Here is an 11,575-nt window from a genome sequence, read left to right as displayed (position 1 = left end):
GATACAGGGTGCTAGCGAAGTAACTACAAGGGCTATCTACTATCTAGATCTGTGCTTTACGCTTATAAAGGGTGAGTGTTTGGCTGGTTATAACCATTACTATCGTTATTCAGTGATATAGCGACTAATCGGCAAGCTTTAAAACGCTCATTGCGATTCAAAGGTTTTAACCCAATTACCTAATCCTCTATCAAAGCGCTGCGCTCAAAAGTTATACAGCGATAACGCCAAAGCCATTGCCCCAAAAGATCATGATGCCCCAAAATACGTAAACCAAAATAGCGGCAACCATCAAAGCTTGTAACAGTAAACGCAGACCGCTCGATTTAACATAATCGGTCAACACCGTCCAAATCCCAACCCAAGCATGTCCTGCTAGCGCGATGATAGCGACTAAACTAAATAAACGCATAGGCAAGCTAGTAATAAAGGCGCTCCACTCAACGAAGCCTACACCGCTATGCGTTAAAAAGTAACCTAATAAGACAAGGCTATATATTGCTAGCACTAGCGCACCGAAGCGCTGCACTACCCAATCGCGTGAGCCTGAACCGGTAAGACCAGTGGCACTTTTGACACCTGAATTATTTTTTATCATTAGAACATCACCCATACAAATGACGCGACAATCAATATCGCTGCAATCACAAAGCTAACCACTGCCGCAGTGCGACCTGATTTTAGCTCTTCGTTCATCCCTATATCAGCAAGTAGATGCTTGACGCCCATCACAAAATGGTATGAGATAGCCGCGACAAATATCCAAGCGACAAAACGCACTAGCACATTGTCGAACACAGTCGCAAAGCTCTCAGGCGAAGCCAAAGAAGTTTGTAGTAACCACAACATGACAGGAATAAGTAAAAATAGAATAATGCCAGAGATACGATGCATGATCGAGGCAATCGCAATCGGTGATTTGGCGTTTATGGTAATCACTTGGCTTAAGGGCAGATCAATAGGTCGGTTGCTTTTCACAGCGGGCATCCTTTTAGCGGTTATACTCGAGTTCTACTTATGGTCTGGCAATCATCTACCAAACGCACTGAGCAACATACGAGATGAATAAAATAAGGAAGAGCTAGCTGACTTTGCTAAATGCACGTTACGCCATCATGGTGATATGACATATTTACTGAGCGATGACTGAATTATTCCCACTAGTGTCTGTTAACCACCATAAACACAAAAAAAAGATAACGCCATCGGCTCATCTTTATTAAGAATAACTACATGATCATCATTCTAAAAATAGAATAAATAACAATAACATTCAAGTCTTAAACGCTTTTTAATCCCTAGAATACCCTATCAATCGTAACAAGATATTAGAAAAAACCTTATTAGCCGTTAACTTTTGATAGGTTTGCATCAAATTGACAAAGCGTATGCCAGTTAAATTAACGCAATTATAAAATGACTGGCGCCTAATTACAAATTTATCCCTGAAATAGTCACTTTTGTCGTTATTTTTACAAAAACTTAAGTTTCGGTAATGGTTGGTTCAACTTTTTGAATGTGACTCTACTTATCAGCTCATATCCTTTATAAATGCATATCACAGCTGCATCTTTTCTTACATTGAGTGGTCTGTCAGCATAGTTTTGCTACTTTGTACCTTTTGTTCACGGCTTTAGCATTTATATAGGCCTAAAATATATCACTCTCAGCTTATCTTTATCAGTAGCGTTTAACTTATAAAAGTGTTAAAAACAGACGAAATTAACGCTAAATTACAGATTAGACATATTTTGATACAACTTATCACCCTTTTAGCTGCCTTTAAAGCCTATGAATCTGGTGTTTGCTAAGAAAAGTCTTTTCACCTCTTCCTGAATTACTGCTAATATAGCTTGCATATGAAGTGAGCGGCGTGCAAAGTGACCGCTCCTCAGTAATGACTTAACCAGTAACGAGACCAACCGTTACGATTACACAGTATGACGCACTAGCAAGCGTCGCTTTTACATTCATACGCTAAAACAATGGAGAGGAAATTATGGCTGACAACATTAAGTCAAATAATGAAGCCAAACTAACCGCAGAGGGTAAGGAATACCAACTTCCTATTATTCAAGGTACTTTAGGTCGTCCGGTTATCGATATCGCTGCCTTGCAAGATTCAGGCTTTTGGTCTTATGATCCTGGCTTTAAAGTGACAGCTCCTGTTGAATCAAAGATTACTTTTATTGATGGCGGTAAAGGTGAGCTGTTATACCGCGGCTACCCTATCGATCAGTTAGCAAACCACGCTGAATACTTAGAAGTTGCTTATGCTTTAATTCATGGCGATCTACCAAACGCAGAACAAAAAGACGACTTCTTTGAGAAGATTCGTCAGCATACCGGCGTCCATGATCAGTTGCGTAAGTTCTTTGAAGGCTTCCGCCGTGACGCGCATCCTATGGCGATTATGGTCGGTGTTGTTGGTGCTTTATCGGCGTTTTATCACGATAAGCTAGATATCAGCGACGAAGATCATCGCGAAATCACCGCCATCCGTCTGATCGCAAAAATGCCGACCCTAGCGGCTATGAGCTATAAATACTCGCAGGGCGAGCCGTTCATGTATCCGCGTAATGACTTTAGCTACGCAGAGAACTTCTTGTACATGATGTTTGCAACTCCTGCTGATGTTAACTATAAAGTCAATCCTATCCTCGTCGATGCTATGGATAAAATCTTTACCTTGCATGCCGATCATGAGCAAAACGCTTCGACGTCTACCGTACGCCTAGCCGGCTCTACGGGCGCGAACCCTTATGCTTGTATCGCTGCGGGCATCGCCGCTTTATGGGGTCCATCACATGGCGGCGCTAACGAAGCTGTCCTTGAGATGTTAGATGAGATCGGTAGCGTTGAAAACGTGCCAGAATTCATGGAAAAAGTGAAGAGCCGTGAAGTGAAACTGATGGGCTTTGGTCACCGTGTCTACAAAAACTTCGACCCACGCGCGCAAGTACTCAAAAAAGCTTGTGATGAAGTATTAGAAGCTCTAGGTATCGATGATCCTAAGCTCGAGCTGGCTATGGAACTAGAAAAAATCGCTTTAGAAGATCCGTTCTTCATTGAGCGTAATCTGTATCCAAACGTTGACTTCTATTCTGGTATTATTCTAAAAGCTATCGGTATCCCAACGTCTATGTTTACGGTTATTTTCTCATTAGCGCGTACCTCAGGTTGGATCAGTCATTGGATTGAGATGCATAGCGCACCGTTCAAAATTGGTCGTCCGCGTCAGCTCTATACCGGTCAGACGCATCGTGATCTTGTCAAGGTTGAAGACCGCAAATAAGGGTTAACGATTTGTTGTATTAACATATCTACCAACATAAAAAATCCCGCCGATGAGCGGGATTTTTTATGGTTAATTTTTTATGCTCAGTTTTATAATCAATTTTTATAAGCAGTTACTGAAACTCTTTTAAGGTCTGCTCATATTTTGCAATTTGTTCATCATAGTCTTTGATGGTCTCATTAAATTTGGTCATCAGCGCTTCAAACTCTTGCTGCTGAGCGACTTTCATCTCTTGCATATAGCTGGCTTGCCGAGCTTCTATCTGCTCCCAAATCTGATGCTGGACAATGAGGCGCGCTAATGCTGGACTTTTGGCATTGAGCCTGTCGGCAAGCTCAGTATGCTCAAACAGCTGCGGTATTAGGGCGGCAATATTGATTAAGGTATTTACCTCGGCGCTACTCAGAGGCTGTGATATCGGCTGATAAAGCGCATCGATGGTTTGCTGATAGCTGTCGATGATTTGTTTTTCAGTCAATATTGTCGTTTCTCGCGGCTCAGCGCTAATACGTCTTAATACGGTTAGATCGCGCTCACCGACCTCAGTGCTGCTGTTTGGTTCCAGATCAGTGCTGATATCAGTATTGGTATCGGTCTCAGTCACGGCGTCAGAGTCACCCGCTGCGAGTTCGGCATCAGTAGTGCTATTGTTGTTTGCTGCAGCCGAGTTTGACCCAGCAGCGGTATCCACCGTCGCTTCATTGTCATCATTAGTCGCATTATTTAGTAATAGATCATCGTCACTGGTAGTCATATCCGCCGCCTGCAAAGACTCATACTCTGCTTGCAACCGGCGTTGTAAGCTTTGCATTTGCGCAACATATACTGGCTGCAACTGCTTAATATAAGCGGCGGCTGAATCACTTTGGGGTACAGGTTTCATCTGGTCAGCAGCAGTTTGCTCTCCAGTATTAACCGTGCTGTCATCGACCGTTGACTGCGGCTGACATCCCGCTAATAGCGATGCTGCTAATACCATAGTCATAAGCATCCGAGGCGACTGACGGCAAGCAGACTCAGCAAATCGTTTATGACGATTTTGTTGGTCGCCAGCATCAGTATCAGGTCTAAAAAGCGGAAAATTACGCATCAGAAAACATATCCTTTGTTAAGAGCGCCGCTATAAAAGCTAGATTAAAGTATAAGTTGCTACCTTCTGCTCACTTGCTCCTAGGGCGGGGTTATTTTTTATAAAAAAAGCGAGTAACTTCAATCATAGCGATTATGGCTGACAATCTGAAGGTTAAATAGTGAACGAGCTGTCGCTATCAGTATTCCTGCTAGATTTTGTTTGCTCAGTCGACACTGTCAAAAAAGGGATACACTCCTCTAAGTCTCTGCAGTCTTGCTTAAGCTGTTGACGGATAAAATAGTCTTGCACCATGCGCGCTTGCTGCTCAATACCATATCTAAAAAACGATTTGCCAGCTTTTAGCTCATAAGCATAACGTCGATTGATCAGTGCGCCGCGTACTACTTTTAGGCCTTGTTGCCATTGCCAAACGTGAGTGAGCTCATGAATCAGCCAACTTTGTTTACTAAGCGAAGCCTTGCTAAAGTCAGCTAGCCAATTGTCGGGATGAAAGTAGATATGGCCATTAGGACTGACCGCATAATTTCTTAGCACCCACCAAGCGGTCTGCAGTCGGACGCCCTGCAACTCAATGCTAGCACCAAACACCGAACGCGCTAGCTCTTTTTCACCCGCCGTTAAGGCTCGCGACTGCTGCTCAAAAAGTGGTAAAGAGCGCTTTAATTTGGATAACGACTTAGATATCATTTTTTGAGGATAGCGAGACATGAGTATAAAAAGGCCTTAATCAAGTTTAGAGATGTTGGCTTGCTGAGTTATATTAACTACTTTACTAGCTTAGCTTTCATATTAGGACAGAAAAATTAAAATCAATCCACTTGTGAATGGTTAATATGCCCTAATATCTAATACAACAACCACTATTTGACTCATCATTTCTGATTTTTATGATTCAATACCATAAGTAAGCGTTAGGAGTTTTATGCCCTCTGCTTTTCACGCTGATACACCTTTAGCCCAGCGTATGCGCCCTACCACTCTAGGTGATATCATTGGCCAAGAGCATCTATTAGCCGATGATGCGCCACTGCGGCGTTTGGTCGAACAAAACCATCTGTCCTCTATGATTTTGCATGGGGAGGCAGGCATTGGTAAAACCACTATCGCGATGCTATTAGCAGAAGCAGTAGGTCGACCGTTTCATGCCTTATCGGCTTTAAATACTGGCGTTAAGCAACTGCGTGAAGTGTTAGATAACAAGGATTCACTGAGCTTTGAGTCGCCGGTGGTGTTTATCGATGAGATTCATCGTTTTAATAAAGCGCAGCAAGATGCCTTACTTGGCGCAGTAGAAGCGGGCGATATTACCTTGATCGGCGCGACCACCGAAAATCCTTCTTTTAGTGTCAATAATGCTTTGTTGTCTCGTTGCCAAGTCTACCGCTTAGAGCCGCTCGATAGCGAGCAAATCGCTGCCGTATTGCAACGAGCCATCAGTCAAGACCAAATACTGAAAACGCTGGATATCGAGCTACAAGCACAAGGCTTTATTAGTGAGCTGGCACATGGTGATGCTAGAAAGGCGCTGAATTTACTAGAGCTTGCGGTACAGACTGCTAATCCTAAGCACTCCCCTATTATCGTCGATGATGAGATCGTCGGGCGCGTGGCACAGACAGCATTGGTGCGTTATGACAGAGATGGCGAACAGCATTACGATATCGTCTCAGCGCTGATCAAATCGGTACGCGGCTCGGATCCAGATGCGGCGCTGTATTGGATGGCCAGAATGCTAGTCGGCGGTGAGCCTGCTGATTTTATCGCGCGGCGTTTGGTCATTTTGGCGAGTGAAGATATCGGTAATGCCAATCCAAATGCGCTACTGCTCGCGGATGCAGCCTTGCGTAGCGTCCAGTCTATCGGTATGCCCGAAGCGCGAATTATCTTAGGACAAGTGGTTGTCTATTTAGCCACTAGCGCGAAGAGTAACAGCACTTATAAAGCGATCAATGCGGCAATGAGCTTAGCACAAAAGGATGCCTCCCCTGTACCGCTGCACCTGCGTAATGGTGTGACTAAGCTGATGCGAAATGAAGGCTACGGCGTCGGCTATACTTATCCGCATAATTATCCCAACCATTACTACGCGCAAAGCTACTTGCCTGATACTCTAATCGGCACGAGCTTCTATGAATATGCCGATAACCAGCGCGAGCAGCATAGTAAGCAGTTTATGGATTGGCTAAAGAGCCAAGCTGCTAGTAATGATTAAACCTTGATCTTTAAAGATTATTCTAAATTATCAATTCTGCTTACTAGTCAGTACAGACCCTTTTGCTATCTACTGTTACAATGACGCACAGTATTTTTGATCCCTAATCCAATAAAAAATATAGAGAGTCTTATGAGTTTAAATACCGTTCCTGAAATAATTGAAGATATTCGCGCCGGTAAAATGGTCATCTTGATGGATGATGAAGATCGCGAAAATGAAGGCGATATCATTATGGCCGCTACCCATGTGCGCCCTGAAGATATCAACTTTATGATCACTCATGCTCGCGGCCTAGTCTGTCTTACCCTATCACAAGCGCGCTGCCAACAGTTGGCACTACCATTGATGTCAGATCGTAATGAGGCTAAGTTCAGTACTAACTTTACCGTCTCTATCGAAGCGGCTGAAGGAGTAACTACAGGTATTTCTGCAGCTGACCGGGCGCGTACGATTCAAGCTGCTGTATCTTCGGCAGCCAAACCAGAAGATATCGTCCAACCTGGGCACATCTTCCCCATCATGGCGCAAAATGGCGGGGTGCTCCATCGCGCCGGCCATACCGAAGCGGGTTGTGACTTAGCACGCCTAGCAGGGCTTGAACCTGCTGCCGTGATTGTCGAGATTATCAATGCTGATGGGACAATGGCACGCCGTGATGATTTAGAAATATTTGCCAAAGAGCATGGCATCAAGATGGGAACGATAGCTGATCTTATTAACTATCGTATCGCTAATGAGCAAACGGTAGAAGAAATAGAGTCGCATCCATTTGAGACGGAGCACGGTAGCTTTACCTTGCACCGCTTTCGCGAGTTTGGCGCTGACGAGACGCATTTAGCTTTAGTCAAAGGCGATGTCAGTGCCGGCGTCAGTACCGTACGAGTGCACGGCTTTCATCCGCTGCGAGATTTATTCGCCGCCAAAAACGATACTACGGGCCGGAGCGGCTGGAGCATACAATCGGCATTAGAGGAAATCAGCGCCTCAGAGCGCGGGGTTATGGTCTGGATTGGTAGTCACCAGCCTATCGATCTTGGCGATGCGTTGGATAAAGCGGCAAGTAATGAGTCCTTGTCAACGATCACTCAGCAGCCGTATCGTAGCATCGGCGTTGGCGCTCAAATCTTGCGCCATCTTGGCGTACGTGATATGCGTTTGTTATCATCGCCGATGAAGTTCTACGCACTATCAGGCTTTGATCTAAATGTAGTTGATTTTGTTCATGCGCCAAGCAAAGACTAAAAGCGCTATGCGCAAATGATTTTACCTTTCATACTTTAAGCAAAAACAAGGCACGCTAATTAAATTAGCGTGCCTTGTTTTTAAGGATAAAAGAATAAGGACACAGCAGCATTAATAGTCTTTAGGACCTTTAATGCTTTGGAATATGATCAAATTGCGCTTCTAAAGCCAATAGACGTGCGCGTTCTTCCGCTGTCCAAGGGAGTTTTTGCTCACTATGACTATCCAAACGCACGATGACCGCTTCTGCCTCTGCGACAATCCGTTGCTGCTGCTGGCTATAATAGCGATATTCTATAATCAGGCTGGTATTACCTAAATGCTGACAACGTAGACCTATGAGCAGCGTATCAGGATAAGTCACTGGCCGCAGATACTGACAGCTAGAATGGGCTAGCAAGATAGCACTGCCCTCAAACAAATCTAAAGCCTGCAAATAATGAATGCGTGCCGACTCAGCATAACGATAATACACGACATTATTGAGATGATTTAACGCATCCATCTCGCCCCATTGCACTACCTGAGAATAAATGACAGGATAATGCTGTAAAGCAGTGGGCGTTTCATAGTGTCTGTTGCTATGCAGCTGATTCGGCTGATTGATTTTAGTATGCTCTGGACTAATAGGGCTCATAGAGTATCCATTGTTCTGTGTTATTTATTATTTTTAGGTTGATTTAGCACTTGGGTTGTCAACAGTGGCAGAGACTCGGGAGTGTCGGCTATTAGTTCATCCAACCAGGCAATCACCTCGCTGATATTATTAGGAGCTTTACTAGAGCCAGCACCGCTTAGATTGGCCGTTTTACTTTCTATTGATGACTCACTCTTTGAGACGCTATTGTCTTTAGTAGACTGAGTTGAAGCGACTAAGGGCTGTAGCTGCGTGCGCGCTTGGCTCAAGTAGCGGGTTAATTGGTCAGGCTCACGCATATTACTCGCTTGTATGGCTAAATTAAGCGTCATAAGTACTTCGTGAATAGTCAGCTGGCGTCTAGTAAGAGTGGTGGTTTTGTGCGCTAGAGTGTTATTTATATTAGTAGGCTGCTCACCGCTTCTCGTTACCGAGCTGCCATCAACCAACCTCTCATAGCGATGCAAAAAGGTTTGGATATCTTGGATAGCTATGTTCTGCAACTGCCACTGACTGGGCTGGGCACTGCGCGCTTGCAAGCGCTCGATGTCGTCACTGAGGCTTTGCTTAATGACGATATTTAGCGCCGGAGCGATCTCATTATTTGCTTGTGAGAGTTGCCACTGTAATCCAGTCAATAAGTCAATCGCCGCGCTATAGTTATTATCTGCTAGCAACCTGTCCGCCGCTTGCATCTGAATGCGTAACAAGTCTAACTGATTCTGCGCTTGACTGGTGAGCGGAGCTCTAGGAGTTGGCGCCGTCTGCTGACTAATGGCGAACAGACGATCGTCCATTTCATTAAGGCGAGTCACGACTTGTTCGTTATTATGAAGGCGCTCTTTAATTTGGCTCTCAAAACGCTGCTGACTGACGTAAAGCCAAACGAGCGCTAGTGCTAAAAGTACGATAAACAACCACTGCAAGCGCAGTAATAACATATTCGCTTGCCGGCGCTGCTGAACGACTAAAGGCGACTCAGATGACGGCTTGGGTTCAGTTGACATAACAAGCACCATTCTTCAAAAGGGAATAATTATTAGGGCGTATTGATTGCCGTCGAAATCGTTTCAGGAGATAAATCTTCTACCTGAATATGCGCTAGCTGCTGTGCGGCTACCATCTCCGCCAAACGCACGCCGAGCACCACATAGCAAAAGTCGTCTAACCTAAGAGCGCCTTTATTACCCGCTTGCTGCACGACGCTGACCCAATGCTCAAACGCGGTGCCACTGCTGATTATCACAATCGGCTTAGGTTGCGATGTGCTAGCCTGCTCTTGTTGGTTAAGATAGCTTGCTAACCATGCTGCATAATCACTAGCTGCGGAGTCTGGCATCATACGCTCATACCAAGCAATGCTCTCGATCTCAACGCCGCGCGCCTGTAACGTGTCGACTAAAAGTCTGCGTCCACCAAGCCCCCGCCATACCAGCAGCTTATCACCCGCTTGCAACCGCGCAATCTCTGCCATCGCTAGCATGCCTTCATTATTAGCAATTAACGGTTGTAATACGGGTTTAGTAGCCGCTTGCAAGACGTCAGCAGTCGCGTCGCCAACGGCAATGATAGAGCTTGGAGGATCATAATGGACGCTTTTTACTTCCATTTGCTCTGTTGACTGAGCTTGCTCCTGCGCTACTAAGGCTTGCCAGATGGCTAGTCCGGACTGCGCGGCGGTAGGACTGACCACTACTAACGCTTGATATTGACCTGCGAGCCAGCGCCGCATGATATCAATATCAGCATCTACTACCGCTCGCGTCTGCAACGTTAGCATAGGCATATCGACCACTGCAAAGCCGATATCTTGCAAATGCTCTGTCAAAGGAGCGGCGCGTTCTATGGGACGGGTATTAATCACTACTGGTGAGAGGTTACGAGACATTGAGGTGGGCACCGAGTTAAACCTTGAATGATATATTAAGTGACACAGACAAATGCTGCGATGGTCAATCGCCAATATAATAGCGGCATCATTGTTAAAGCACGAGTGTTATGATGCGCAGTTGGCATTGCCTATACTTATCATTGCGACTTAAATTATATGCTTAAGGGTTATAAATAGCGTCTAAAATAGCGCCAGCACCTTTTGCTAGTAGTTGCTCAGCAACGTCAATACCTAGCTGATTGGCTTGCTGCTCTTTTTGCGCTTGCGTGCCACTTAGCGTTATGCGCTTTTCCGCTTTTAACAGTTTACTACCGTCTTCCTCACCGACACGCCCGCGCAGCCATAAGGTGTCGCCATTGTCATCATTAAGATTACTACTGATATCGGCAGCATCTGCCATGTGTAATATCGCATAGGCGGCAATCGGTACCTGACAACCGCCTTGCAGGTGGCGATTCAGCGCCCGCTCAGCGATTAAGCGGATACGAGCCATATCATCATTGAGTGGTGCTAGCAGTGCCATTACCTCTTGATCATCTTCACGGCATTCGATCGCTAAGGCGCCTTGACCCACTGCAGGCAAGCAAGTATCGATATCCAGCTCGCTGCGGATACGCTCGTCCAATTCAATACGCTGCAGACCACTAGTGGCAAGGATAATCGCATCATAGTCCCCGGCGTCGAGCTTACCCAACCGCGTTCCTACATTGCCGCGCAAAGTTTTGATCTGTAAGTCTGGACGGTAAGCTTTAATTTGGCACTGGCGGCGTAGACTTGCCGTGCCCACCACAGCACCTTGTGGTAGCTCATCGATAGTATTATAAGTATTAGACACAAAGGCATCGGTCGGTGAGGCGCGCTTACAATATACCCCAAGCGTTAGACCTTCAGGGAGCTGCATCGGTACGTCTTTGAGCGAATGTACGGCAATATCTGCCTGCTTCTCATAAAGCGCCTGCTCAAGCTCTTTGACAAATAAGCCTTTACCGCCGATTTTTGCTAAAGGGGTGTCCAAAATTTTGTCACCCTTAGTGACAATTTTGAGCAGGTTGATGGTCAAATCAGGATATAGGGCCGATAACCGATCGCGAATATGCTCAGCTTGCCATAAGGCCAAAGGGCTTTGACGAGTTGCGATGTTCAAAGTAGACAAAGGAGATGACTGAGTATTGCTCATAGATAGCCTCGGAATGATAAAT

Annotated in this window: 11 protein-coding genes; 3 read left to right on the top strand and 8 right to left on the bottom strand. The window is 45.4% G+C overall.

Annotation, left to right across the window (positions count from 1 at the left end):
* Positions 1 to 211: 211 nt before the first annotated feature.
* Both sdhD and sdhC read right to left on the bottom strand, forming a co-directional pair.
* Positions 212 to 595, bottom strand: coding sequence for a succinate dehydrogenase, hydrophobic membrane anchor protein (gene sdhD, locus ACS8E3_RS06050; protein ID WP_439242414.1), 384 nt, complete (start codon positions 593 to 595; stop codon positions 212 to 214).
* 2 nt (positions 596 to 597) lie between these two features.
* Positions 598 to 987 (bottom strand): succinate dehydrogenase, cytochrome b556 subunit, encoded by a 390-nt coding sequence (sdhC, locus tag ACS8E3_RS06045; protein ID WP_439242268.1) that lies wholly within the window; start codon positions 985 to 987, stop codon positions 598 to 600.
* A 1,012-nt stretch (positions 988 to 1,999) separates the two neighbouring features.
* On the opposite strand from sdhC, the gene gltA reads away from it, so the two are divergent.
* Positions 2,000 to 3,295 (top strand): citrate synthase, encoded by a 1,296-nt coding sequence (gene gltA, locus ACS8E3_RS06040; protein ID WP_439242266.1) that lies wholly within the window; start codon positions 2,000 to 2,002, stop codon positions 3,293 to 3,295.
* A 115-nt stretch (positions 3,296 to 3,410) separates the two neighbouring features.
* Here the strand turns inward: gltA and ACS8E3_RS06035 are convergent, their stop codons facing one another.
* Positions 3,411 to 4,388, bottom strand: coding sequence for a hypothetical protein (locus ACS8E3_RS06035; protein ID WP_439242264.1), 978 nt, complete (start codon positions 4,386 to 4,388; stop codon positions 3,411 to 3,413).
* Between the two features lie 153 nt (positions 4,389 to 4,541).
* Entirely contained in the window at positions 4,542 to 5,078 is a 537-nt protein-coding gene (locus ACS8E3_RS06030) for a type IV secretion protein Rhs (RefSeq protein ID WP_439242412.1), read from the bottom strand.
* Positions 5,079 to 5,313: 235 nt separating this feature from the next.
* Between ACS8E3_RS06030 and ACS8E3_RS06025 the strand changes: the two genes are divergently transcribed.
* Entirely contained in the window at positions 5,314 to 6,603 is a 1,290-nt protein-coding gene (locus ACS8E3_RS06025) for a replication-associated recombination protein A (protein ID WP_439242262.1), read from the top strand.
* Positions 6,604 to 6,735: 132 nt separating this feature from the next.
* On the top strand, positions 6,736 to 7,848 hold the full coding sequence (ribBA, locus tag ACS8E3_RS06020) for a bifunctional 3,4-dihydroxy-2-butanone-4-phosphate synthase/GTP cyclohydrolase II (protein ID WP_439242260.1): 1,113 nt from the start codon (positions 6,736 to 6,738) through the stop codon (positions 7,846 to 7,848).
* 130 nt (positions 7,849 to 7,978) lie between these two features.
* Here the strand turns inward: ribBA and ACS8E3_RS06015 are convergent, their stop codons facing one another.
* The 4 genes from ACS8E3_RS06015 to hemC all read right to left on the bottom strand — a co-directional run bounded on the left by ACS8E3_RS06015 (position 7,979) and on the right by hemC (position 11,553).
* Positions 7,979 to 8,485 (bottom strand): acyl-CoA thioesterase, encoded by a 507-nt coding sequence (locus ACS8E3_RS06015; RefSeq protein WP_439242258.1) that lies wholly within the window; start codon positions 8,483 to 8,485, stop codon positions 7,979 to 7,981.
* A 20-nt stretch (positions 8,486 to 8,505) separates the two neighbouring features.
* Positions 8,506 to 9,492 carry a hypothetical protein gene (locus tag ACS8E3_RS06010; RefSeq protein ID WP_439242256.1) on the bottom strand — a complete coding sequence of 329 codons (987 nt, stop codon included), beginning with the start codon at positions 9,490 to 9,492 and terminating at the stop codon, positions 8,506 to 8,508.
* A 32-nt stretch (positions 9,493 to 9,524) separates the two neighbouring features.
* Positions 9,525 to 10,385, bottom strand: a complete 861-nt coding sequence (locus ACS8E3_RS06005) for a uroporphyrinogen-III synthase (RefSeq protein WP_439242254.1) — start codon at positions 10,383 to 10,385, stop codon at positions 9,525 to 9,527.
* Between the two features lie 151 nt (positions 10,386 to 10,536).
* Positions 10,537 to 11,553: a hydroxymethylbilane synthase gene (gene hemC / locus ACS8E3_RS06000; RefSeq protein WP_439242252.1), complete on the bottom strand. Its 1,017-nt coding sequence runs from the start codon at positions 11,551 to 11,553 to the stop codon at positions 10,537 to 10,539.
* Positions 11,554 to 11,575 lie beyond the last annotated feature (22 nt).

This window comes from Psychrobacter sp. 2Y5 (assembly GCF_051847375.1).
Classification (GTDB): Bacteria; Pseudomonadota; Gammaproteobacteria; order Pseudomonadales; family Moraxellaceae; genus Psychrobacter.
This window is presented reverse-complemented; position numbering and strand designations above follow the sequence as displayed.